The sequence below is a fragment of the Virgibacillus aidingensis genome (assembly GCF_010994035.1).
Classification (GTDB): Bacteria; Bacillota; Bacilli; order Bacillales; family Amphibacillaceae; genus Virgibacillus_N.
In genome coordinates, this window is sequence record NZ_WIXN01000001.1 from 144,628 (window position 1) to 169,210 (window position 24,583).

The following is a 24,583-nucleotide window of genomic DNA, read 5'->3' on the forward strand; positions in this document are numbered from 1 at the left end:
TCAAATACAGGCAGGAAGCATAAAGTTAGAAGGGCCGGAGGTGCGGTAAACAAGTCCTGTGGTTGGAATACTGTTTTCAGAAGAGAGAAAATAAAAGAAGAAAACATAATAGAGAGGTTCTTCTCAAGGAAGCAAGTACCATGTTTCATTGGTATTAAAGGGAAAGGCAAGCCTTTGGATCAACAAGCATAATGATTATTGGCCGCCAATTACCTTCTTTAGCAGCTCCCTGAATTTTTTTCTGTCCTCATCTGTAAATGGTTTCGGTCCTTTCGTCCGCTTGCCGCTTTTTCTCGCCATGGCACTCAGGTATCGGGTTTGCAGCAGCCGGTCTATATTGTCATTCGTATAAACAAAACCTTTATGATGAAGGACGATACACCCTTTGGCAAGTCCAAGGGATGCAAGACCATAATCCTGCGTGATGATCATGTCTTCTTGTTCCGTCATTTTTATAATACGGTAATCCGCAGCTTCAGCACCTGTATCTACATAAATAGTTTCAACCCCGTCAGGCTGTTCTGCTGGGGTATAATGAGAAAAGCTCTTGACAAGGACAACCGGAATTCCGGCTTTATTTGCTTCTTCAATGACTATGTCTTTAACAGGGCTGGCATCTGCATCAACGTATATTTTCATTCGTATGGACTCATTTCTTTTTAAGGTTATTATGATAGTTACATCATAACCATTAAAAAGTTTTTCCTCAAGGTTCAGGCCGGCGTGTTTTGTCAAATACAGACAAACTGGTAATATGTAAGATAGAGGGTGATGAAATGTATAAGAAGGTTTTGATTAATAATTATCCAATCGAGGCAAAAAACTTGCATAGAGAGACTGCTGATCGTGAAAGGATTAGCTTTGAGTTTACCGTAACCCATGAGGAATATCATGATATTACTACACTGCTTTATAAAAATGATTTTATTGTTAAAGTACCGGATGAAGGTTTAGAGTTTCGGGCAGTGATCTCCAAGTATTCCACTTCAATTACAAACCTTTATAAACAAGGGGAAGAGGGAGAGTTTAGGCTAGAGCTAGTCGAAAAGTGAAACATAGGGAGGTTCTCCTGCCGCAAATTAATTTGCAGCAGGAGAACCGTCCCGGTGTTTATTTCCTTCTGTAATTAAAGCCAGAATAACAGCACTGAGGCCGCCAGTCAGTTTTCCGATAATCATTGCAAAGGCCATTTCTTTGTTTAATCCAGCTACAATGCCAAAGTGACTTCCGAAAACAAACGCTCCACTAATGGCAAAGGCCACATTGATGATTTTTCCTTTTGGATCCATATCCCTTAATATCGTCAGCATAGGTATAATATGCGCCAATGAAGCTACAATTCCTGCTGTGGAAGAATCATTAATTCCCATTTTCCTCCCGATTTTTACCAACGGTTTTTTAAAGATCCTTTGGATGAATAAAACCATAGGAAAAGCTCCGGCAAGAAAAATAACAATGGAGCCGACAATCTGTATCCCTTCTTCCACCGGTGCCATACCGGGGATGATGACCAGCCCTGTTAAAGTTTCAATAATAATGGCAGTAAGACCTGCCACGGCAGCAATTTCTATCAATCTCCCAAAAAAGGAAAAACCTCGTATCATTTTACCCGGAATCTTCCATAATCCCCAGGCGATAAACAATGAAAAAAGAAAAGAAGGCAATAAGTTTCTCAGCATCATAGAGATATCCATTCCGGCAGCTATCCCGCCGGTCAGCGCTCCTATGGGAATGGTAATCAAACCAAGCAATACTCCTTTTGCAAAATATGGATGATCTTTCTTTTCAATTATTCCAAGCGCTACTGGGATCGTAAAAACGATGGCAGGCCCCATCATCGTTCCTAAAAATACCCAGGAAAATAATGCTGCTTCCGGGTTTTCTCCCATTTCCTGTGCAAGGGCATAACCACCCATATCAATGGCTAGAATCGTATTGGCAAAAGCAGCAGGATCTGCTCCTATAAACCGGTAAACGGGGGAGATCACTGGTGTTAACACAGCAGCAATGACAGGAGCCAAAGAGATAATTCCCACCATTGCCAATGTTAATGATCCCATTGCCTTAAAGCCATCAGTAAACCGCTCTCCATAACCGAGCTTATTACCGGTTAATTTATCAACGGCACCTAATATTAGAAACCCGACTACAATGTAAATGATTATATCGTTTATTCCCATTGCTTACCTCAACTTCATAGGAAGTAAAAAACTTCGCTGTAATTTACTATTCTTTCCGATACTTCACTTCTCCGCCAACCACCGTCATCTCAATTTCTGTCTCCAGCAGTTCATCAGGCTCCTCCATTTCAAAAGGGTTTTTTGAATAAACGGTGATATCCGCAAGTTTTCCTCTTGCAATGGTTCCTTTGACGGTTTCTTCATTGGTTGGATAAGCTCCCATTTCCGTAAATAATTGAAATGCTTCTTCCATGGTCAGCTTCTCATCCGGGTTGTATCCTTCATGCGTCTGCCCGGGAGTTTTTCGTGTGACTGCGGCATGAATGCCGAGTAATGGGTCGATCGGCTCCACAGGTGAATCGGATCCACCTGCACAGATGATGCCGGCATTAAGCATTGACTTCCAGGCATAGGAATGCTTTGTTCGCTCACGACCGAGGCGTTCCTGGACCCATGGAAAGTCACTGGCCAGGAAACGGGGTTGGATATCAGCGATACGATTTGTATTCGCCAAACGATGGTATAAATCTTCCCTGAGGACCTGTGTGTGAATAAGTCTATCACGATAAGGGGCAGCAGGGAATTGATCGAGAATATCGAGTACATTTTTCAGGGCCTGATCCCCGATCGTATGAACAGCAATTGGCATATCAAGATCCCGTGTTTGCTTTACAATATCATACAATGTATCCTGGTCAAACATAGCCTCTCCAAAGTTTTCGGGATCATCATTGTACGGTTCGGATAACAGGGCCGTTCTTCTGCCAAAAGCACCATCGGCAAATAGTTTAACGGCACCTATTTGCAGTGTCTCATTTCCATAGCCGGCATACATACCCCTTTTCTGCAAATCATTGAGGAATTCGTGGTTCATCAATAAATTGCAGCGGAGTCCGAGCTTTTCCTCATTCAGCAGCTCATCATACATACTGTATGTCTGGTCCAAACCGCCGAGAGTGTGCGGGTCATTCGTATGTACACTCGTAAGACCTTTTGAAAGTGCGAGTTGAATCGCTTTTCTGACCGCTTTTTTCCACACATCATAAGAATTCTTGGGGATATGCCTTCGAATTAAGTTCCCGGCAGACTCCAAGAGCAGTCCCGTAGGCTGTTTGGTAGTTTCATCCAGTATGATTTGTCCGCCCTCTGGAACGGTAATGTCTTTGTGATAGCCGCTCATCTCAAGTGCCTTTGTATTGACTACCGATGCATGGCCGCAGATCCTCGATACGAATAAAGGATTTTCCGGGGCAGCATGGTCCAGTTCTTCCAGCGTGGGAATCGAGCCATCTGTAAATAAGTTTTCATCCCATCCGCTCCCGACAAGCCATTCTCCAGATGTGAGTTTCCCGGCATTTTTGCGGATTTCTTCCAGCATTTCCTGTTTGGATGTAAAACCGGTAACATCAAGATTAATAAATTTATAGGCAATCTGCCCAAGATGCAAATGACTATCGATCAACCCCGGTGTTGCTGCTTTTCCATGTAAATCAATCACCTGGCTGTCCGCTTCTTTCCATTGGGAGAGCATGCTTTCTGTACTTCCCATATCAATAAAACGGCCATTTTCTGCAATGACAGCTTCTGTGCGGGGAACCATCGGATTAAATGTATAAAAATTCCCGTTTATAAATATTTGTCTCATAAGTCCACACTCCTTCAACGACTGGAAAAATAGATTATATCTATTGTACAAAAAAATCTGAATAAATCCTATAACTATTTACTCCAATTAATAAAAATACAAAAATCTATTGCATATTTATAACAAATAATGCATAATAATTCATACACAGTACTGAAAAAGGTGGAGAAGAGACAATGGGAGTTAAACTCGAGTACCTGAACGTGAACAAGAAACCGTTAAAAGGGCGTGATTTCTTAACACTCGCTGATTATACACAGGAAGAAATTTATTATTTACTTTACCTGGCTGACGATTTGAAAAGAAAGAAACAGAATGGCTATGTATATGAGCCGTTAAAAGGAAAGACACTGGGAATGATTTTTGAAAAGTCATCTACTAGAACTAGAATTTCATTTGAAGCAGGAATTTATCAATTAGGGGGAACGGGTCTGTTTTTAAATGCCAATGATTTGCAGCTGGGCAGGGGAGAGGAAGTTTCCGATACAGCAAAAATTCTTTCCGGCTATTTGGATGGAGTGATGATCCGTACCTATTCTCAGGAAATGGTGACCGAGCTGGCGGAAAATGCAACCATCCCGGTCATTAACGGATTAACCGACCTATACCATCCTTGTCAGGTGCTGGCGGATCTGCAAACGATAAAAGAAGTAAAAGGTTCTCTGGAAAATATAAAGATGGCCTATATCGGAGACGGCAACAATATGGTTCATTCACTGATGTTTGCCGCTGCAATAATGGGTATGGAATTTACTGCAGCCACCCCGCCGGAATATGAACCGGACGCAGCTGTAACGGAGAAAGCGGAAAAACTTGCTGAAGTAAATAACGGGAAAATCCAGGTAGTGCATGATCCGGCAGATGCTGTTCACGAAGCAGACGTCGTGTATACGGATGTGTGGGCGAGCATGGGGCAGGAAGCTGAACAGGCAAAAAGGGAACAGGATTTCGCAGGTTTTCAAGTAGATGGAAAACTTCTGGAACTGGCAAAACCGGATGTTACTTTCATGCACTGTCTCCCTGCACATCGCGGAGAAGAAGTGACCGCCGATGTTATTGATGGGAAACATTCGGTTGTATTTCAGCAAGCAGAAAATCGGCTGCATGCACAAAAAGCATTGATGGTTGCACTGATGCGATAGGTTATCAAGAAATAATATAACATGTGTAAAGCTTTTTTGAAGAAATTAAAAAGTAATAACACTAGCTGGAAAAAGAATGCTATTACAACAGTTTAGCATTCTTTTTCTGTTGTGGATATAAAGCCTCCTTCATAGGTGCATAAACGGTCATTTATACTAAATTAAAACCTCAAATCATATTATAATAAGAAGGGTGCCAATAATTGACAATGCGATAATTTGATTACCATTAGTATAATAAAACTTAATGAATCATTAAATGAATAGTGAAATCCGTCGGACATATGAGGTTCTAATTGGGGTAAATATTTTTTATACTTATGAAAGGAAAGGTTAGATGGAAAATGATTGGGGTATAGCGATGGATGCCTTATCCAAAGTTACTGTTTTTTCAAATCCAAATAACGGGCCAGTAACCATAAAGGGTGGAACTGATGATTTGAAGTGTGTTGGTGCAGGAACAGATGCGGCTGTTTTTCAATCTTTAAAAGCTCCTGAATTTGCGTTTAAAAAGTATGCCAAAGACAAAACAGCTAAAGTAAAAGTTGAAGCAAATGTGTACCAGAAATTAGGTGACTCCCCATTCTTTTCAACATATTTTGCTTCTTATGATGAATACCTCGTTATAAGCTACGAAAAAGGGAAAACGCTCTTCGACTGCGTGCTGCAAGGGATTCACATTCCAAAGCAAGTGATACATGATGTGGAGGATGCAAGAAAATATGTTCGTTCCAAGGGGCTTAACCCGCGTGATATCCATTTGAAGAATATTCTTCTGCAAAACGGAAGAGCAAAAATACTTGATGTCTCTGAATACATCCTGTCAGGTAATGATTTCAGGTGGGAGCATCTAAAAAAAGGATATGAACAATACTATCATTTAATTGATGGGAAGCCTGTACCGTTTTGGTTAGCAGAAACGATTCGAAAGTGGTATAACCAGCGGAATAAATATTTTTCTTCATTTGACGAGTTTATAAAATTCGTTGTGAATTTTTTGCATAAAAATTAGGGAACCAGTCCGCTTCATACAAATCATTTATACATGAATGGATATTCGCCGAATATGGGGGAATGAAATAAATGCTTGGAATATTTAATGCCAAGCGTTTTGAATGTTGTAAAACACAATGCCGAAATTCTTTTTCAACTGTTTAAGGTGTAAAACAGATTTTTTTACAGTGCCAACGCAGGAAACCCCTACAAATCTTCATCAAATGCACACTCCAAATCGATTGAAACATGTTAATCAAATTTCACCTCTATATTTCCTATCTCCTGGCCTTCTATGCAAATGTTAAGGAAACCTATATATCAGGTCTTATAAGAATTACAGCAAAAAAAATTATGTGTGGAATAAATATATCGATTTTTGCTCTTGAAATTTTTCGTTTCTCGAAAGGGTCTGCTATACTATGAAGTAATTCTGTAAGTGAAGGTTGGAATCAGGATGAATGAGGAAGAACGAAAAAAGATTAATAGAATTCCTTTAATGCTTGTACTTATATCCGGTGCGTTTGTAGCTATTTTGAATCAAACACTGCTGGCTACCGCACTTCCGCATATGATGAGTGATTTGAATGTTGATGCGAATCGGGCACAATGGCTGCAATCAATCTTTATGCTTGTAAATGGCGTGATGATCCCGATTACTGCTTTTTTAATTGAACGATTTTCTACCAGAGGGCTGTTCCTGACGGCGATGGGTTTATTTGCTTTTGGTACACTGGTATGCGCGGTTTCCCCGAATTTTGAAATATTGCTTGCCGGACGGGTTTTCCAGGCCTCCGGGGCAGGAATCATGATGCCGTTAATGCAAACCATCCTATTTCTCGTCTATCCGGTGGAAAGCCGGGGGAAGGCCATGGGTTATTTTGGCCTGGTCATTGCATTTGCGCCGGCTATTGGACCGACGTTATCAGGTTATTTAGTCGAAAACTTTCATTGGAGCAGCTTGTTTTATGTTGTGCTGCCAATCGCAATTATTGATTTAGTTGTTGCTTATTTTATCCTGAAAAATATTACCAAACAGACGTTTCCGAAAGTGGATATTCTGTCGATTATTTTATCCACGTTTGGGTTTGGCGGCCTGCTTTACGGCTTCAGCATTGCCGGGAGTGCGGGATGGACTTCAACGGAGACAATCGTTTCTCTCATTATAGGAGCTATCACGGTCTCTTTATTTATTTACAGACAGCTTAAATTGGAAACGCCAATTTTGGAGTTTCGGATTTTCCAGTATAAAACATTTACATTAGCTACATCAATCGGCATGATTTCTTTCATGTCCATGATCGGCGGAGCGATTATTTTACCGATTTATATGCAGGATATGCTGGGATTTACTGCGCTTGAATCCGGCTTAATGCTTTTACCCGGGGCATTATTAATGGGTGTCATGAACCCGGTCAATGGCACGTTATTTGATAGATTTGGGGGGAGATGGCTGCTTACCGCAGGCTCCCTGGGAGTGGTCATTACAACTTTTATGTTTACGAATCTGGATGACTCAACTACATTCGTTTATTTAGCGATTGTTAACGCATTTCGTATGCTGTTCATTTCGATGATTATGATGCCTTCTACTACAGCAGGACTCAATGCGCTGCCTGAAAGAGTGCTGCCGCATGGTACTGCGATGAATAATACATTAAGACAAATGTCCGGTGCGGTTGGGACGGCAATGCTTGTATCGGTAATGACTTACCAGACCATTCCCGGAGAGGGTATTATGGGCGAAATTCATGGTGTGAATGCTTCCTTTACAGTAGCTTCTATTATAGCTGTGGCAGGATTTGTTCTTTCATTGTTTATAAGGGATACGAGACGCTGATGAGCTTAAAGATTAGCAGGAGAATAATGGCATAATAGTTATATGAAGTAATGGGGTGCTATGAAGTTATTTTTTTAACCAGGAAAGAAAAGGGCAAACTGTCTCGAGTACATGGTTTGGGAAAAAATGCCCGTCTTATGTATCAGGTGCCATGAAAACGGGACCCCTTCATAGAGTTCTGCCCTTCATCTTCCTTTACAGAATCCAAAAATTCTTCCAATGAATACAATTTATTTTTATACAGCTGTGACATGTACTTAACTCCTTTCTTCGTATGTCTTACTAAGATACTATCGATCTTTGCAATAAGGATGCCAGAACAAACGCCCATACATTGATAAAAAGAGATTCAATGCATGAGCGTTTCTGTTTACCTTACAAATATTCCACTCGAACTCCGGTCTGTTCCATTTCAAGTACATGAACCTGATGTTCCTTGAATTTTGCCTGCTGCAGTTTTGCTATGCTTGTCCCTTCTCCTTTTGGCACAAAAGAGATCAGGGAGGGTCCTGCCCCGCTAATTACCGTCCCATAAGCCCCATGTTCTTTTGCTGTTTGTTTTATTTCAGCGTAATTTAAAATAAGTTCAGCACGATAGGGTTCGTGGAACAAATCCTTTTCCATCATGTTTCCGGCAAGTTTATAATCACCGGTTAACAGCGCGGCAATCATGACATTGCTGATACTATTGGCCTTTACAGCTAATTCTTTGGAGAAGCTTTTAGGAAGTACTTCCCTTGCAGTTTCAGTTTTCAGCTCGACCATTGGAACATAAAGAATCAGATCCACGTTCAGTGATGATAATCTTGCAAAAGGGACTGTTTTATCCTCCGGTCTGGCCGCGATAATCAGTCCTCCAAGCAGCGCGGGAGCAACATTATCGGGATGACCTTCTATTTCAGTTGCAGCTTTTAACTTTTCAACCTCGGTTAAATGAAGACTGCAAACCTGATTGGCTAATTCAATACCGGCAATTACTGCGGAGGCGCTGCTGCCGAGGCCGCGTGCGAGTGGAATATCGCTTTTCATTTGTACTTTGCAGGGGGGCAGCTGTTTATCATACTGATCAGCAATCTTTTTAGCAACCTGGTAAATAAAATGTGCTTCATAAGAGGTGGATTCCGGCAGGAGAGGGGAATGATGTTCAAACGCCCACTTCCCGGCTCCTTCCACATGTAATGTTAAATACAAATTTAAGGCCAGTCCTGCTGAGTCGAAAGCAGGACCGATATTTGCCGAACTGGCTGGAACCGTAATACGGAAGGAACTCATAGTTTCACCTTGTTTTCCAAATACTCCATCACTGCTTTCTCATCATTTGGCAGTGCTGTCGGCTTGATTTCCAGCTGATCAATCGCAGTTTGCGGATCTTTTAATCCATTACCTGTAAGGACAGCAACCACTTTGCTGCCTTTCTCAATCGTTCCTTCCCTGCATTGCTGAATCAAACCTGCTACCGAAGCACTTGAAGCAGGTTCGGCAAAAATACCTTCCTTTTCCGCCAGTAATTTATATGCGTGTTTCATTTCATCATCTGTTACCGAATGGATAGCCCCATTGGACTCGTCTCTTGCCTGAACAGCAAGATCCCAGCTGGCAGGGTTTCCGATCCGGATCGCGGTGGCAATAGTTTCCGGCTGTTCAATCACTTGATTGTTTACAATTGCTGCCGCTCCTTCTGCCTCAAAACCGAACATTTTCGGAAGGCCTGTTTGTTTTAATTCATGATACTCCTTAAACCCTTTCCAATAGGCACTGATATTTCCCGCATTTCCGACCGGAATAGCAAGGACATCAGGAGCTTGTCCCAGCTGATCACAAACTTCAAAAGCGGCAGTTTTCTGTCCTTCCAGCCGGTACGGGTTTACTGAGTTGACCAAAGTGACATCTGTTTTTCTGCTTAGCTCGCGTACCATTTTCAATGCTTCATCAAAATTGCCGTCAATTTCGACTATCTCCGCACCATACATAATGGCCTGCGCCAGTTTGCCGAGTGCAACCTTTCCTTTTGGGATAACGATAATGGCGTTTACACCTGCTCTGGCAGCATAGGCTGCCGCAGAAGCGGAAGTATTCCCTGTAGAAGCACATATAATAGACTTGCTTCCTTCTTCTATAGCCTTTGCAACTGCAACTACCATGCCGCGGTCTTTAAATGACCCGGTCGGGTTGGCGCCTTCCACTTTTCCATATAATTCGATCCCCAATTCCTCCGATAGCTTTGATAGGTGGACGAGTGGAGTATTGCCTTCCTGCAGTGAGAGCCCGGGTGTTTTTTCCGTCACAGGTAAATTTGATTTATAATGTTTCAGCAGTCCCGGCCAATTCATCGTCAACATCCCCTTCTACTTTATAATGGCTTTTTATATCCAAAACAACATCAAGTCTGTAAAGCTCTTCCATCGCCTTTCTGAAGCTGCCCAAAGTGGTTTCATGGGTAACAAAAATTATTTCAGCCAAGTCGAGCTTTTTCATCGGTGTCTGAAGGATTCGTTTAAAACTAATATCATGCTCATGAAACAGCGAAGAAATCGTAGAAAAAACCCCAGCTTCATCTTTGACATGAAGCCGCATATAAAAATCGGAGTATTGTTCCTCCGGAGACTTTAATTTTCGTTCGAACCTTAAAGGAACAGCCTGGGCACCGTTTACATTTAAACGAATATTTTTTGTTATGGAAACAATATCGGAAACCACAGCTGTCGCAGTTGGCATGCTTCCTGCTCCCGGTCCGTAAAACATGGTTTCCCCCACTGCTTCACCGTATACATATACCGCATTATACTCATCTTTCACTTGTGCTAAAGGATGGCTTTTTGCAAGTAAGGTCGGCTGAACATGTACTTCCACCTGTTCATCCTCGCACTGGGCAAAGCCAATCAGCTTCATATTATAACCCAGCTTATCCCCATAATGAATATCCTCCAGATCTACATGGGAAATCCCCTTTACCTCTACATCGTCCAAGGAAACATTTGTAGAGAAAGACAATCTTCCTAATATTGCCATTTTCCTGGCAGCATCCAAACCTTCTACATCAGCGGTAGGGTCTGCTTCAGCAAACCCAAGCTCCTGTGCTTCATTCAGTGCGTCTGTGTAAGAAACACCTTCCTTGCTCATTTTTGTCAATATATAATTTGTCGTTCCGTTTACAATGCCCATAACCTTTTGAATCCGGTCGGAAGAAAGTCCTTCTGCAATTCCTCTTAAAATAGGGATGCCGCCGGCTACACTTGCTTCATAATAAAAATCGCACTTGTTTTCTGTTGCTGTTTCCTGTAGTTCTATCCCATGAAGTGCGACCAGGTCTTTGTTTGCAGTTACCACATGTTTTTTTGCAGCAAATGCTTTTAAAATATGCTTGTATGACTCTTCAATTCCACCCATTACTTCTACAATGATATCAATTTCCGGATCATTTAATATATCATCGGGATTTGTGGTAAGTAACGTTCGATTCAGGTTTACATCACGTGCCTTATCGGGGTTGCGGACAAGCACACTTTTTACCTGCACAGCACAGCCCAGCTTATGTGCAAGTTCTTTTTGATGATTTTCAATTAACTTAATTACTCCTGAACCAACTACGCCTAAACCCAATAAACCAATCGAAACATTGCTTTCCACACCATCACCTCATTATGTATTTTAATAGCTATTAAATCACGAAAAGCCACTCATGGCAATAGTGAATTTTCGCAATTATAAATAAAAGCGCTTACATTATAAGAAATTCGTGAACCAATGATACCGGAAAGCAATAAACTAATAAAAAAAAATGAATTGTGGGGGTAACAGTATGAATCTCGCAAATACAGGAATTGCGTTTATCACTTGCTTATTACTTGGCGCGGGAATTGGGCTGCTTTTGGGAAATTTGGAAGCAGGAGGTGCCATTGGGCTTGGTGCAGGACTTATTTTTGTTGCTGTTTTTCGGAAAAAATGAGTTCCGGGCTTTATATTTTTTGTCAATGGGTATCCATATGATAAAAAATAACGAATGAACGAATTAAGTGGGCAGCCCCGAAAAAAGTATATAAAATAAACTAATTTCATTGGTGCGATATAAAACAAACAGAGCCATGATTGTACTTTTATCAATAAGGAGACCATTGAAGCTGTTGTCATCCCTGAAAATTTATCGGAAGGCAGAAGATGTTACAGAGAACAAGAAATGCAGGATGAATGGCGGAGAAATTGTCAAAATAAAGACAAGCATTTTGCGAGAAAGATTTAAAGAAGGGTGTTTATGTCGAAAAAGAAAATTGAACAAAGGGTTCGTCAAAAAGCAACTGAGTTAATAGAAGAAAAAGGCTATATCAGTCCGGTAGACCTGCTTGTGAAAATGGACAGGCTGACACCGAAGCAGGTGGAGGATTGGCGATTTAATCGGATACCATATTTGGAACGGGTGACAGTTGGAGGACTTGGGAAATTAAATCACACATTGAATTCATTACAAAAGTTTGCTGAAGAGCTAAACCTCAATCCATCCTTTACTGTATATAAATCCTGGGGAAAAGGCCGAAGAAGCTGCTGCAGTTTTCAAAATCCGGGAGTAACTATATGGAGGAACGTTATTCCACACATTATATAAGAAGGAAACAAGATAAAGGCCTATTACCATCATACAGTGATCAGTAGTTGGCCGAATTTTCCGTCTTAATATTATTACCATATTGTAACGGTTTTTTAAAACAGAAATTTGCTGTATAAATCGGAAAAATCTTTCCCAAAATAAAACAGCTGCCTTCACCGGCAGCTGCTCTCATTATAGCGAATCCATAACATTTTGGGCAATATCCTCAGGTACCCACTCTGTCCAAATATCTTCATAGTTTTTAAGGAACCAAACAGCGGCTTCATCTTCATCCGCACTATTTTCGATCATATAATGTACACCTTCTTCAATAACCGGACTGGTCATAGAATAATTCTCCAGAAATTCAATGACTTCAGGCTCCTGATCCGGAAACTCGTGATGCGCCAGGATCATCACTTCTTGAGAAGGGTGAGCTGTCAGCTTTGTTTCCCTCCATTCCTCCTCATTATATTCAGCTTCTTCCAATATGGTAAGATCATACATTGCCGTAGTGGCTGTCGGAGACCATGTATAACCTACCCAAGGTTCACCATTCGAATACGCAGACTCCAGTGATGCCAGCATTGCTCCCTGGGACCCGGGGCTGAATAAATTATACATTTCATCCAATCCATAGCCATAGAATTTTTCTTCAATTATTTCTGAAACATTCCAGGCGCTGGGTCCATTATAAAATCTCCCTTTTGAAGGGTCCTCGGGATCCTGAAAAAGCTCCGGATAATCTTTTAAATCCTCTATAGTTCTTAAATCAGGTGCCATGGGTTCAATGCCGCGTTCCTCGTCACCTTCTATAACATAGGTGGGAACCCAGGTGCCGCTTTGTGTGTCATCAAAATTGATGCCTACATCTACTACATCCCCGGACTCGATAGCTGCTTCATATAATTCCCAGGAAGTGTCAGGCCAAAGTTCCATATACACATGAACTTCTCCCTGCCGTAAGCCTTGGATGACTGCTGAAGTGGATCCGGATATTTCATCTGTCTGATATCCATACCCGTCTTCCAATATCTTTTGGGCAATGCCATTGTGAAGTCTCAGGCTGTCCCAATCCCCGCCGCCAAATAGAATTGTTTCATTGGTATCGGTATCCGTACAAGCTGCTAGCAGTACAGTAAAAAGCAGAATTAGTGAAAAAATGTGTTTTTTCATCCTCTTACCCCCCTTGTAAAATTTAATCTAAACAATCATAACAAAAAAACAAGTATATGTACTATTATTTTTATGTAAAACTTTTCTGTTAAATTGTACTCTATCCCTCGGACTGGTGGAGGCCATTTCTTGTTCACAAGATAATAATAAGAACTTACTTGTAGATATCTCCCGAATAAGCGGGCTTATCGGTCCCATTGATAATTTTAAAGGAGACTTTTTTCTATTTATGTTAAAATAACTCCAGAGGTTCCAAAGGGAGGAAAATGCTTTGCTTAATCATGCAAAATTACAAAAAGATGCAATGCGTGTACTGAAGGAGACGAGCAGGACGTTTTACATACCGATTAAATTGTTAAAACCTACCCTGAGAATGGCTGTCGGTTCTGCATACTTATGCATGCGGGCTATTGATGAAATTGAAGATCACGAAATGCTTGATAAACAAATAAAGCAACATTTGCTTCGGGCAGCAAGAGAGCTTTTGCTGGAAGAAAACTTTGATAATACAGCATATAAACAGCTTATTAAGCCCCATGAAACGCTTTTGCCAGAGGTGACGACAAGGCTTGGAGATTGGGTCTCGGTATGTCCGGAAGGCATATCGTCCAAAGTGAAGGAGTCGACAAGTATCATGGCCGGCGGGATGGCAGATTGGGTGGAAAAGGATTTTATCGTAAAATCCAGAGAAGACCTGGATGACTATACTTATTATGTAGCAGGACTGGTTGGTGTAATGCTTTCTGATATTTGGGAATGGTATGATGGAACAGTAACAGACCGAAGTCTGGCCGTTGGATATGGAAGAGGGCTCCAGGCAGTGAATATGCTCAGGAATCAGGGAGAAGATGCAGCGCGCGGCGTGCAATTTATTCCTGATGGCTGGACGAGAGATGACATGTTTGCCTATGCAAAGGACAAGCTGAATCAGGCAGATGAATATATCAAGGATATTCAAACAAAAAACATTATATTGTTTTGTAAGATTCCATTAGAATTGGCGAAGAAAACATTAAAAGCACTGGAAAGCGGCAAAGAAAAGATGTCGCGTGATGAAGTAGAGACCACCGTTGAACAAATTATGAAAGAATAGATTGTACGCTTCACAATCTGCAATCAAGGGAGGGATGCTGCAGTGTATGAGGGGGAAGATAAGGCAAGAAAAGAAATGCAGGTAATCAGCAATAAAGTGAAAGAAATAGAGCAGGACTTTACTAAAAAAATGGCTGCACACTTTTCACAGAAAAAAATGGTGTCAGATTCCATCCATGAATTTTTTGATATGTTAATTGAGAGATTTAATCAAAAAGATAAAAAAGCAATAATGAAAAAGGCTGTTGTCTATGGGAAAAATACAGGGGAAATGGCACTGAAACATGGTATTAAACTGGATGAAACCATCAATAGAATATCCACCATCCGAAGAGAAATGTGGAACGAAATGAAAAAAATCATGCTTGAAGAACAGGTTTCATTGGAAACAGCACTGGAGACTGCAGATCATTTTGATCCTTTGTTCGACAAAGTCATATATGCATTAAGTACAGCATATATTGACTCCTATAAAGAAAACCTGGATCGGGCAGAGGAAGAGTTTTTAAAACTTTCTGCCCCAATTGTCACCATCATGGAGCGAGTTGCTGTACTTCCAATCATTGGCGGAATTGATGGGAATCGTGCGGAAATTTTAATGGACAAAGCATTGAAGGCAGCTGCCGAAAGAGAATTAAGCAAGTTATTTATTGACTTATCGGCAGTCACACTTATTGATACAATGGTCGCATATCATATCTACAAAATCGTTCAGTCTCTGGATTTAGTCGGCGTTTCCACTGTATTAGTGGGAATCCGTCCCGAAGTTACCCAGACTATGGTCGGTTTGGGCGTGGAGTTCGCAGAAATAAATACTTATGGTTCCCTGCAGCAGGCGTTATCCAAACAAATAACTTTTAATCATTAAGGAGTCAGCATATGGTCGGCAGAATTTGCAATATTGACGGCTGAGGATAATTTACCTATAATGAAAAATTGTATATAAAAAAACGAGCAAGCCGATGGGGTAATCTTTAATGATTATTTGTAGGGAACAGGCAATTAATCAGATTCCATCCAACGGTCTTTAATGAGGTGGAAGATTTTGTTTAAGACACTTGCTCCTAAAAAATTAGGAGGAAAAGCGTGCGTAAAAAAGGCAAAAGACTTGATTGGCCTGTATTTATTATTAGTGGCGGTTTTTTAATTCTTTTTATCATTGTATCAGCTATAAATAGTGATATGGTCGGTAATACCATTACAACCTTATTTAACTATTCAGCTGATTGGTTTGGAGCTTATTGGCAATTATTGCTGCTTGGGAATTTCTTTATTGGTATTGGCTTAGCGATATCAAAGTATGGAAAGGTAAAGTTAGGCAAACAAGATAAACCGAAATACAGTTATTTCCGCTGGGTAGCCATGATATTAGTAACACTGCTCGCAAGCGGAGGAGTATTTTGGGCGGCATCTGAACCAATGTATCATTATATGGAAACCCCTCCTTTACATGGCGGCGGTGAGTTTAATGATGTATTTGGTGCAATGGCACATTCATTCATGCATTGGGGTTTTCTGGCATGGGCCATTCTTGGAACATTGGCATCCATAGTTATGATGTACGTACATTATCATAAAGGACTTCCTCTCAGGCCGCGGGGACTGCTTTACCCAATATTCGGGGAGAAGATATACCATAACAGTATAATCGGGTCTTCGGCAGATATTTTTTCTATTATAGCAACGGTTGCCGGGACGCTTGGCCCGCTAGGGTTTCTTGGACTGCAAATATCGTACGGGCTTAATCACTTATTTGATGTGCCCAATACGTTGACTGTATCTATTGCCGTAGTGATTGTGCTTGCAATTGTTGCAGCTATTTCCGCAGCAACAGGAGTAGATAGAGGTATTTTAACCCTGAGCCGCTATAATGTTGGATTTACGATTTTTCTTGCATTTGTCATTTTAATTATTGGTCCGACATTGTTTATTATAGATGCTTTTGTTGGCGGTACAGGATCCCACCTGCAAAACTTTTTCTCCATGACGTTATTTCGGGGAGACAATGCATGGTTAGGTGCCTGGACCATATTCTTCTGGGGCTGGTTTATAGGTTATGCTCCGATGCTGATTGTTTTTATCAGCCGAATCTCCCGGGGAAGAACGATCAGGGAATTAATTATTGCCGTATCCATTACGGCACCTTTGGTAAATAATTTTTGGTTCTCCGTAATAGGGGGAACAGGAATTTTCTTTGAAATGGAAACACCGGGGTCTGTTTCCGGACCATTAGGTGAAGCAGGTATGCCTGCTGCTGTGATGGCGATAACAGATCAATTGCCATTGGGTGTCTGGATGGGACTTGGCTTTTTACTTGTGTCGGTTATTTTTGTTGCCACTACTGTTGATACGATGTCGTATACAGTTGCTGCAACTTTAACGGGGAATGATAGCCCAAGGAGATGGCTGCGTGTATTCTGGGCTATGATATTCGGTCTTACCACAATAATGATTCTTTCCATCGGGGAAGACAGTATCACGTCCATTCAGAATTCTATTGTGATCACTGCGGTTCCAGTATCGCTGCTGCTTTTGCCGCCTTTATGGAACGCGCCAAGGATAGCAAGGAAAATGGCGCTGGAACAAGGACTCATTTGGCAGCGTGAGATGAGAAAGAAGGTAAGTAAATATTGATGAAGAAAGAGTGCTTTTCCGGGACATCCATCCCGAAAAGCACTCTTTTTGGCTGCCGATCATGTTTGTTTAATAAAATAAATGTGTCATTTCTTAAATAATGTTTTTAAGCCGAGGTACAGGACTGCAAGTGAAAATATAATGATGGCAAGACCACCAAGGATAGAAAAGAAATTGGCAATTTCAGCGGATATGACAGATGATATTGGCAGGTTAGCAAGCCCAAATCCAGCTAATATACAAGCTAAATAAAGTAAGGCCAGCTGTTGCATGATTTGTCCCTCCTTTCCATATATTTTATGAAATGGAAAGGAGGGGTGATTGTACGGCTGTTGTTTGTACTGGAAAAGCTGTCATCATCTGTTTAAATGAAAGAATGACGAGTTTAAAAACATTGAAAAGATTGAATTCTGTTAAGGTCTATACCGAAATATACCCACCTGTTTCCCTGCCATCTGAACCCTGCAATAGAATTTCTGCCTACAAAGGTTGGATAAAACCAGAAAGCATCTCTCGTTGCCCAAATGTATGTGAAGCGGAATAAACATCCGCGAATTCCACCTGGATCTACTGCGAAGGTTTGAAACTGCGACTGTTGGGGCACAAAAGGCGGCGGCGGTGTATTAGGCGGTGCTCCTGCCTGCTGCTGCGGAGGTATTTCGGATGGCTGCGCTCCGCCCTGCCAGGGAAATCCGCCTTGCTGCCAAGGAAACTGGCTGCCCCCGCCCGGAAATGGTCCGCTCTGCCATGGGAATTGATTTCCGCCGGAGCCAAAGAGCTGTCCCATTAGGTACCCCGGTAAGTTAAATTGTCTCTCTTCATTAAATGGCGGATGGTAGTGATGCATACTATATCCTCCTTGTAAAATCGTATTCCATTTATTATATGGGTGTTTGTTCCGGATGGGGATTGATTTCGAAAAAATGGGCGGTTAGCGACCATGCTTGTTCCTGTAGCATTGGCGATCTTCTGCAGCAGGATGGATGAGGTTCCTATGGAAGTAAATTATTTAGTGATAAATTTGACGCTTGCTTCAGTGGCTGCCTATATCCAATGCGCATTGATTGCAGAAGAAAAAGAGAAAAATACACTCCGCGGTTTAATGCTTTCCCCGGCCACAATACCAGAAATACTAAGTGGAAAAACTCTTGTCACCCTATTGATTACAATTATTACGATCTTGTTATGCATGACGTTCACCGGGTATCAGCCGGCAAATATGACACTGATTTCTGCAGCCGTTTTACTATCTGCTATTTTCTACGTAATTTTCGGAACGATGCTCGGTATGCTGATCCGTTCGGTTGTCGATGCCTCCGTTCTTCTCTTGCCAATCATTCTGGTATTTGGATTTGGCAACATGATGACACCCATGATAGAAATGTATCCATTTTTATCTTTTCTAGAATATCTTCCAAGTTTTCAATTACTCGAGCTTGCAGTCAAGGTGGAAGAAGGGAAAGGGTTTTCAGGGGTATACCTGGAATTTCTCGTGATCGGTGTCTGGTTCCTGCTCACTGTTTTTTTAACCGTATTGGTTTATAAGAAACGGGAGGTAGATAATTGATGAAGAAGATTATTGATGTTGTATTTATTGTCGGTCTTATTATCGCTGTTTGGGAAAGTTTGTTTTTAATTGGTGGTAATGGAAAGGGGCGAAGCTGTGCGCATTCGCCCCTTTAAAGCTGTTTTACGGTTTCTTCGATGTTATCTGCTTTGGCAATAGCGGAAATCACTGACACACCATCAGCTCCTGCTTCGATTACAGAAGCGGCGTTTCGTGTGTTAATGCCCCCGATGCCTACTATAGGTAGATTGGGATATTGACTACTTAATTCGGCTATCCATTCCAGGCCAACAGCAGATTTATCATGTGTTTTGGAGGAAGTGCCAAATATATCTCCTGCCCCGACGTAATCAACATATTCCAAGGGGCTGTCAGCGAGTTCATTTCGGGAAACGGATAAGCCTATAATTTTTTCCGGAAACAGCTTCCGCAATTTAACCACGGATGTATCACCCTGACCTACATGAATGCCGTCTGCGTCTAACACATTCACTAATTCCACATCATCATTCATAATAAACGGTATTTTATTTTGCCGGCAGATAGCACGTAATTCTTTACCCAGGTTCACTTTGGCTTCACCGGTTAAAGCTCCTTTTCCTTTTTCCCGGAATTGAAATGCAGTAATCCCGCCTGCTGCTGCAGCCTTCAGTATTTCTGCAGGGTCCCGTTTACAATCCTGACTTCCCATAATAAAGTATTTGCGTAGTGATTTTCGAACATCAAATGGCATAAGCCCCACCTTTCTTAGTGTTGCAGTTAAAATTTTTATCCTGTTATTAGTGTTTATGACCTGTTCCCGGTCAATCTTTCATGGCGTCCGGCCCAATGGTTTGTTGGCCCATTTCCGCTGCCCAGGTCAAAGGAATGCTTAATGGCTGCAGTAACAAATTTTTTCGACTTTTGAACGGCTTCCTTCAGGGAGAGCCCCTGGCTTAAATAGGCAGTAATAGCTGCAGAATACGTACATCCTGTGCCATGTGTATTTTTTGTATCAATACGCGGTTCGGAAAAAACAGACAAGTCTGTGCCATCGTATAAAAAGTCTGTTGCGTCCCCGTCCAAATGGCCGCCTTTTACCAGCGCCGCACCAGCCTTGTATTTTTCTACAAGCATTACAGCAGCATCCTTCATATCATCCAGGGAATAAATTTTCTTCCCAGTAAGGAATTCGGTTTCCGGAATATTCGGGGTGACAATTGCAGTTAATGGAAGTAAATGTTCCCGCAAATAATCCCGGGCATTCTCTGCAACAAGCGCATCACCGCTTGTTGCGACCATAACCGGATCCATCACATACGGCACCCCGATCTTCGAAATTTTAGCTTTCAGGGATTTCATCATATCGATATTTGCAATCATTCCTGTTTTAAAAGCATGAACAGGCATATCGGAAAAGACAGAATCCAGCTGTTCCTCGATCATACCAATGGGAAGGTGATGGACGTCCTGGACACCTGTTGTGTTCTGGGCAACAACGGATGTAATGACTGACATCCCATAGCTTTGCAGCTCCTGAAATGTTTTTAAATCTGCCTGAATACCTGCACCCCCGGTTGGATCTGTTCCAGCTATTGTAAGTGCACAATGGGCTTCTTTCATTCTAAATTCCTCCTAGTTAACTATTAATCTAGTAAATTACACACGTATTAAACTGGTATGTTTTACCCTTGAAATGACAAACCAGCCGATGAAAGCTCCGGTTATGCTGCTTACCAGAAATGAAGGCATGAAAGCAAATGCGCCAACCGCACTTCCCATGAGAATGTGCGAAAATGGAACAGCAAACAATGCACCAATTACGCCGCTCCCAATGGCTTCCCCTCCGGCTGCAAGAGCTATCTTGTTGGATTTTTTATAAAGATAGCCTGCCACGAAGGCGCCAACCATTCCACCCGGAAATGCGAGTAATGTTCCGAGGCCAAGCATATTTCGAAGCAGTCCAATCATAAATGCGATGCCAACTGCCGGCCATGGTCCCAAGGTGACTGCTGCCATCACGTTTACGGCGTGCTGAACAGGGTACGCCCTTGCCACACCGGCGGGAAACCATATAAGCTGTGCACCCAATGTTCCAATAGCAACAAAAACTGCCATGATGGTTAATAAACGGGTTCTATTCATTTTCTTCCTCCTTTTGGAAGAGGGGCGTTAAAAAAGCCAGATCCCATAAAAGGACCTGGCTTGGATAAGCTGAAATAGATTGGACGTATTATCCGACTACTTCCCTCCGCTGGTATTAACCAGATCAGGTCCATAAGAGTCAGAAAGTATTTTTGCACTTTCCTCTCAGCCCACATTTTGGGCACCCCTAGTAGTTGTGTTTTATATTTAATTACTTCCTAAAGGATAACAGAAAGATTTGCATTTGTCATGGAAAGTAAAACAATAGGCAAAATAATTATAAGATAGGTAATGTTGAATGGTGAATTGTATCAAATACATCAAACAGGCATTTTATATATAAATACGGATATACAAAAAACGCCCAATCCCTTGCAGGACAGGCGTTTCAATATATGGAGCATAGCGGGCTCGAACCGCTGACCTCTTGTCTGCCAGAGATAGACATACAATTTTTTCAGTTATGAATCAAAATGAAAACCATTGATTTATAGGCATTTGTAAGGTATATACTATGATTTAATCTTTTGTTTTTACTCAAATATGAGTAAAAGTGTCATCAAGGTGTCATCAAGAAATAAACGTATGTTCTTATAAAAGGCAAAGAAAAAATCCGGGGCGCATCTTCCCCGGAAAACAACCTAACTAGTCATATTATACCACATAATATTTTGGACTTAAGTATAACACTAAAGTCATGAAGCGGTCCACCATATGCAGGAAAGAAAAAAACACCATATAAAATGATGTTTACCGCTTTCACCTGACGAAGAAAGCGGGGAGAATGTAACAATACGCGTGTGCGTGTGAGTATTCCCCGGAAATGGGGAAAAGTTTTCACCTGTGGAAGAAAACTTATATATAATCTTCATCCAACATATCGGCTATTTTTTGATCTGCTTCTTCCAGGTGGTGGCCATATATATTTATGGTGGTACTTATATTGGCATGTCCTAGGCGTTTAGAAATTGCATTGGGATGTGCATTTTTATTTATTAAATCAGTGGCAGCAGTATGCCTTAGATCATGGAAGCGGATCTTTTTAAGTTTAGACTGACCGTTCTTTTCAGCTTCTGCATTCACACGGTCAAGAAACCTTCTCCACCATCTATTAGGTGAATCCTGATGTATTGGTTTGCCGAATAAGGAAAGAGTGTCACCTTCACTTTTACCTGGTGTGGAAAATACTAAGTTTCCGAATGTGTCATCCCATAATTCAGCAGCAGCAGCTTTTTCTTCCCTTTTATGATGAATATGTTTCTGCAATTCCTTCATCAGCTTTTTAGGTGGAGCTACTTTACGATTAGAGTTTTTCGTTTTAGTATCCTTTATTTGATAGCCTTCCTCTTTGGTATAACTTAGAGAATGGCGTACATGAATGGTATTTGTCGCAAAGTCTACATCCTCCCACCTAAGGCCGAGTAATTCCCCTTTACGCATCCCTGTTTTAAGTGCCAATTTTACCATAAGAACCATTTGCTTATTCTTTTCCTCATTCAGCAGCAGAAATAATCGTTTCAATTCCTGAGAATCATAAACATTTGTTTCTTTCTGTTCTCTTTTTGGGCGGTCTACTCCATCCATTGGATTTTCACTTATTAATTTTAGTTTCAAAGCCAAGTTGAACAGATTATTAAATAAATTATAATGTTTCAATCGTGTATTAGATGACAGACCTTCTTCTTCAAGTTTTTCCATATAGTCATTTAACCGAACAAGAGTTATATTTTCTAATCTGATATTGCCAAAGGCAGGGATCATCCTACTGTCCAGCAGATAGGTGTATAATTCCATCGTTTTTGGTGCAAGCTGTTTTTTGGCTCTTTTCTTCCATAATTCCACAAAAGTACGAAACTTTGTATTAGATGGAGAAACATATTCCTTCCTTTCCACTTCAGCAACAAATAAGGCAAGTTTCTTCCTGGCATCCGCAGGACTTTTGGCAGTCACTGTCTTAGTTTTACGGATCCGCTTCCCTTGTCCATCGAATCCGGCACTTACAGTTAAATAGTATTTTCCATTTCCTCTATCCTGTATGGAACCAGCCATTTAATCACCTTCCTTTTTGTTTTGATATTTTTTTATTAAACCGTCCACAATTTTATCATTTTCTTCTTTATCTAATCCATTACTTTCGAACAACATATCATGTTCAACAGACACAGAGACAATTCCCTCTATTTCTTCTCCGTTAAATGAATCAAACCCCCAATCTAATAATAATTCATCTAAACTTTCCGAAATATCATTGACTATAAAAGGGGAAAGTTCTAGTTTATATTCTAATGTGTATTCAAAAGTAGGTGATAACGAAACCTTCAGTTCGTCTATATTTTTTTCATGATCTATTCCATATTGCACTATTGTTTTAAAGTTAAAATCGTATTTTTCCCCTTCATAAATTAATTTACATTTTATAACTAGTTCTGTAGTTATTTCTGAGACATAGTCATAACTTCCTCCTTGACCTTCTAAAGTATATGTGTCTTCCACCATTTCAACATTAGAATTATCTCCTATTATTTCAAAACCAAAATCTAAATCAATATAAGAAAATAGATCCCCTGGTTGACATCTGAAGAGCTCACATAACTGCTTCATAGTATCGAACTGAACTCCCGCCCCAAGATTATTATACAGATTAGAAATTGTAGTCCTAGATAAGCTTGTCTTTTCTTTAACTCTTTGAATGTTTAATCCATGTTTTGCCATTAAGACTCTCAAATTAGACTGTATGTAGCCCATATTTTACACCTCACTTTATTCTTTAATTAAATAATATCATAACTAATCAAAATAACCAATAGTCTAATCAAAATGACTTGACAACCAATCAATAAGGTATTATGATTAGTACAACAGACTAAATAACCAATAGTCTAATCATTTTATAAATCTTACTGGTTGATAAGGAGGGTAAAAAATGATCGTTTTAAAATCCCGGGCGAAGTTTAACGAAATTATTGCTAAAAAAGGGTATTCTAAACGTTCGTTTGCAAGAAAAAGTGGTCTAGCTGAATCTACATTTATTCAAATATCAAACGGCAAGCAATCGCCTAGACCTGATACCGCTAAAAAAATTTGTGATGCCTTGCAATTAAAGTTTGACGACGTGTTTACTATTGAAGCAGCTAAAAAAAAGGTGTCTTAATGATCAGAAAACCACTGAAAAAGGCATGTACAGCATATAAAAAGGAGTGGAACCAATGCTTAAATGTACAAGCTGTAAAGCACCAATAAAGGTTGGTGATTATGCAGCAGCAGGGGCGATGATGAAACCATTTTGCCGCAAATGTGAAACTTATATTTACAAAAGTCATGAATTTTTAATTGATAACAATAAAGAGGAGGGAATCTCATGAAAGTTTTAAATGTAGGAAATGAAACAATTGAAATCACAGCCAGCTATGATGAGGTGGCCAAGATCGTCACTGCATTAAATGAACATAACGTTAAAAAGCAGGATGAAGCACTTGCCAAAATTGCATACGAATTAATGGCTCTAAATGGAAGGAGGAAATACAAATGACTCTAGAAAAAGCACTTAGGATATTAATCTTGTATAAAAATGTGGATCCTGAAGCACAAAGAATTATTAATGAAATTAAAAA

Annotated in this window: 27 protein-coding genes and 1 riboswitch; of the genes, 13 read left to right on the top strand and 14 right to left on the bottom strand. The window is 40.7% G+C overall.

The annotated features are described in order from the left end of the window. Window positions 1-195: 195 nt before the first annotated feature. Complete coding sequence (locus GHD25_RS00745; RefSeq protein WP_164214427.1) at window positions 196-639, bottom strand: YaiI/YqxD family protein; 444 nt, start codon at window positions 637-639, stop codon at window positions 196-198. Window positions 640-776: 137 nt separating this feature from the next. On the opposite strand from GHD25_RS00745, the gene GHD25_RS00750 reads away from it, so the two are divergent. After that, window positions 777-1,052 (top strand): DUF3219 family protein, encoded by a 276-nt coding sequence (locus GHD25_RS00750; protein ID WP_164214428.1) that lies wholly within the window; start codon window positions 777-779, stop codon window positions 1,050-1,052. 27 nt (window positions 1,053-1,079) lie between these two features. On the opposite strand, the gene eutH is transcribed toward GHD25_RS00750, so the two are convergent. Beyond that, entirely contained in the window at window positions 1,080-2,180 is a 1,101-nt protein-coding gene (gene eutH / locus GHD25_RS00755; RefSeq protein WP_164214429.1) for an ethanolamine utilization protein EutH, read from the bottom strand. A 46-nt stretch (window positions 2,181-2,226) separates the two neighbouring features. Beyond that, a complete protein-coding gene (locus tag GHD25_RS00760) occupies window positions 2,227-3,825 on the bottom strand; it encodes an amidohydrolase (RefSeq protein ID WP_164214430.1) in 1,599 nt (532 codons plus the stop codon). 176 nt (window positions 3,826-4,001) lie between these two features. On the opposite strand from GHD25_RS00760, the gene argF reads away from it, so the two are divergent. From argF to GHD25_RS00775, 3 genes are all read left to right on the top strand, one after another. After that, on the top strand, window positions 4,002-4,967 hold the full coding sequence (gene argF, locus GHD25_RS00765; protein ID WP_164214431.1) for an ornithine carbamoyltransferase: 966 nt from the start codon (window positions 4,002-4,004) through the stop codon (window positions 4,965-4,967). A gap of 337 nt (window positions 4,968-5,304) precedes the next feature. Continuing rightward, window positions 5,305-5,979, top strand: coding sequence for a serine/threonine protein kinase (locus GHD25_RS00770; RefSeq protein ID WP_164214432.1), 675 nt, complete (start codon window positions 5,305-5,307; stop codon window positions 5,977-5,979). A 438-nt stretch (window positions 5,980-6,417) separates the two neighbouring features. Continuing rightward, window positions 6,418-7,800: a DHA2 family efflux MFS transporter permease subunit gene (locus GHD25_RS00775; RefSeq protein ID WP_164214652.1), complete on the top strand. Its 1,383-nt coding sequence runs from the start codon at window positions 6,418-6,420 to the stop codon at window positions 7,798-7,800. Between the two features lie 375 nt (window positions 7,801-8,175). Here GHD25_RS00775 and thrB read toward each other — a convergent pair whose 3' ends face one another. Genes thrB through GHD25_RS00790 form a run of 3 tightly spaced genes read right to left on the bottom strand, consistent with a single transcriptional unit; the run spans window position 8,176 to window position 11,427 of the window. Further along, window positions 8,176-9,072, bottom strand: a complete 897-nt coding sequence (gene thrB / locus GHD25_RS00780; RefSeq protein WP_164214433.1) for a homoserine kinase — start codon at window positions 9,070-9,072, stop codon at window positions 8,176-8,178. Continuing rightward, the gene (gene thrC / locus GHD25_RS00785) at window positions 9,069-10,130 is read right to left on the bottom strand and encodes a threonine synthase (protein WP_164214434.1); all 1,062 of its coding nucleotides are present in this window, start codon (window positions 10,128-10,130) and stop codon (window positions 9,069-9,071) included. The genes thrB and thrC overlap by 4 nt, the downstream gene beginning before the upstream one ends. Continuing rightward, window positions 10,099-11,427, bottom strand: a complete 1,329-nt coding sequence (locus GHD25_RS00790; protein ID WP_164214435.1) for a homoserine dehydrogenase — start codon at window positions 11,425-11,427, stop codon at window positions 10,099-10,101. The genes thrC and GHD25_RS00790 overlap by 32 nt, the downstream gene beginning before the upstream one ends. A 172-nt stretch (window positions 11,428-11,599) precedes the next feature. Here GHD25_RS00790 and GHD25_RS00795 point away from each other — a divergent pair, with 172 nt between their 5' ends. Next, window positions 11,600-11,746 carry a hypothetical protein gene (locus GHD25_RS00795; RefSeq protein ID WP_164214436.1) on the top strand — a complete coding sequence of 49 codons (147 nt, stop codon included), beginning with the start codon at window positions 11,600-11,602 and terminating at the stop codon, window positions 11,744-11,746. A 303-nt stretch (window positions 11,747-12,049) separates the two neighbouring features. Continuing rightward, window positions 12,050-12,397, top strand: coding sequence for a hypothetical protein (locus GHD25_RS00800; RefSeq protein WP_164214437.1), 348 nt, complete (start codon window positions 12,050-12,052; stop codon window positions 12,395-12,397). Between the two features lie 174 nt (window positions 12,398-12,571). On the opposite strand, the gene GHD25_RS00805 is transcribed toward GHD25_RS00800, so the two are convergent. Continuing rightward, on the bottom strand, window positions 12,572-13,555 hold the full coding sequence (locus GHD25_RS00805; protein ID WP_164214438.1) for a glycine betaine ABC transporter substrate-binding protein: 984 nt from the start codon (window positions 13,553-13,555) through the stop codon (window positions 12,572-12,574). 271 nt (window positions 13,556-13,826) lie between these two features. On the opposite strand from GHD25_RS00805, the gene GHD25_RS00810 reads away from it, so the two are divergent. The 3 genes from GHD25_RS00810 to GHD25_RS00820 all read left to right on the top strand — a co-directional run bounded on the left by GHD25_RS00810 (window position 13,827) and on the right by GHD25_RS00820 (window position 17,281). Further along, window positions 13,827-14,648 carry a squalene/phytoene synthase family protein gene (locus GHD25_RS00810; protein ID WP_164214439.1) on the top strand — a complete coding sequence of 274 codons (822 nt, stop codon included), beginning with the start codon at window positions 13,827-13,829 and terminating at the stop codon, window positions 14,646-14,648. 42 nt (window positions 14,649-14,690) lie between these two features. Beyond that, on the top strand, window positions 14,691-15,515 hold the full coding sequence (locus GHD25_RS00815) for an STAS domain-containing protein (RefSeq protein ID WP_164214440.1): 825 nt from the start codon (window positions 14,691-14,693) through the stop codon (window positions 15,513-15,515). Between the two features lie 218 nt (window positions 15,516-15,733). Continuing rightward, on the top strand, window positions 15,734-17,281 hold the full coding sequence (locus tag GHD25_RS00820; RefSeq protein WP_164214441.1) for a BCCT family transporter: 1,548 nt from the start codon (window positions 15,734-15,736) through the stop codon (window positions 17,279-17,281). Window positions 17,282-17,367: 86 nt separating this feature from the next. Here GHD25_RS00820 and GHD25_RS00825 read toward each other — a convergent pair whose 3' ends face one another. Continuing rightward, the gene (locus GHD25_RS00825) at window positions 17,368-17,553 is read right to left on the bottom strand and encodes a hypothetical protein (RefSeq protein ID WP_164214442.1); all 186 of its coding nucleotides are present in this window, start codon (window positions 17,551-17,553) and stop codon (window positions 17,368-17,370) included. A gap of 113 nt (window positions 17,554-17,666) precedes the next feature. Then, window positions 17,667-18,128 carry a hypothetical protein gene (locus GHD25_RS00830; protein ID WP_164214443.1) on the bottom strand — a complete coding sequence of 154 codons (462 nt, stop codon included), beginning with the start codon at window positions 18,126-18,128 and terminating at the stop codon, window positions 17,667-17,669. A gap of 93 nt (window positions 18,129-18,221) precedes the next feature. Between GHD25_RS00830 and GHD25_RS00835 the strand changes: the two genes are divergently transcribed. Further along, window positions 18,222-18,848, top strand: a complete 627-nt coding sequence (locus GHD25_RS00835) for an ABC transporter permease (protein ID WP_164214444.1) — start codon at window positions 18,222-18,224, stop codon at window positions 18,846-18,848. Window positions 18,849-18,960: 112 nt separating this feature from the next. Here the strand turns inward: GHD25_RS00835 and thiE are convergent, their stop codons facing one another. The 5 genes from thiE to GHD25_RS00860 all read right to left on the bottom strand — a co-directional run bounded on the left by thiE (window position 18,961) and on the right by GHD25_RS00860 (window position 23,717). Beyond that, window positions 18,961-19,581: a thiamine phosphate synthase gene (thiE, locus tag GHD25_RS00840; protein WP_164214445.1), complete on the bottom strand. Its 621-nt coding sequence runs from the start codon at window positions 19,579-19,581 to the stop codon at window positions 18,961-18,963. Window positions 19,582-19,634: 53 nt separating this feature from the next. Continuing rightward, a complete protein-coding gene (gene thiD, locus GHD25_RS00845) occupies window positions 19,635-20,450 on the bottom strand; it encodes a bifunctional hydroxymethylpyrimidine kinase/phosphomethylpyrimidine kinase (protein WP_164214446.1) in 816 nt (271 codons plus the stop codon). A 36-nt stretch (window positions 20,451-20,486) separates the two neighbouring features. Beyond that, window positions 20,487-20,972 (bottom strand): energy coupling factor transporter S component ThiW, encoded by a 486-nt coding sequence (thiW, locus tag GHD25_RS00850; protein ID WP_164214447.1) that lies wholly within the window; start codon window positions 20,970-20,972, stop codon window positions 20,487-20,489. An 84-nt stretch (window positions 20,973-21,056) separates the two neighbouring features. Continuing rightward, window positions 21,057-21,171: riboswitch (TPP riboswitch) on the bottom strand. A gap of 656 nt (window positions 21,172-21,827) precedes the next feature. Continuing rightward, window positions 21,828-23,021 carry a tyrosine-type recombinase/integrase gene (locus GHD25_RS00855; RefSeq protein WP_164214448.1) on the bottom strand — a complete coding sequence of 398 codons (1,194 nt, stop codon included), beginning with the start codon at window positions 23,019-23,021 and terminating at the stop codon, window positions 21,828-21,830. After that, complete coding sequence (locus tag GHD25_RS00860) at window positions 23,022-23,717, bottom strand: helix-turn-helix domain-containing protein (RefSeq protein WP_164214449.1); 696 nt, start codon at window positions 23,715-23,717, stop codon at window positions 23,022-23,024. Window positions 23,718-23,895: 178 nt separating this feature from the next. On the opposite strand from GHD25_RS00860, the gene GHD25_RS00865 reads away from it, so the two are divergent. The 3 genes from GHD25_RS00865 to GHD25_RS00875 are packed head-to-tail and all read left to right on the top strand — an operon-like array spanning window position 23,896 to window position 24,501. Next, window positions 23,896-24,123 (top strand): helix-turn-helix transcriptional regulator, encoded by a 228-nt coding sequence (locus GHD25_RS00865; protein WP_164214450.1) that lies wholly within the window; start codon window positions 23,896-23,898, stop codon window positions 24,121-24,123. A 55-nt stretch (window positions 24,124-24,178) separates the two neighbouring features. Next, the gene (locus GHD25_RS00870) at window positions 24,179-24,334 is read left to right on the top strand and encodes a hypothetical protein (protein ID WP_164214451.1); all 156 of its coding nucleotides are present in this window, start codon (window positions 24,179-24,181) and stop codon (window positions 24,332-24,334) included. Continuing rightward, on the top strand, window positions 24,331-24,501 hold the full coding sequence (locus GHD25_RS00875) for a hypothetical protein (RefSeq protein ID WP_164214452.1): 171 nt from the start codon (window positions 24,331-24,333) through the stop codon (window positions 24,499-24,501). Before GHD25_RS00870 ends, GHD25_RS00875 begins: the two co-directional genes overlap by 4 nt. Window positions 24,502-24,583: the final 82 nt, after the last annotated feature.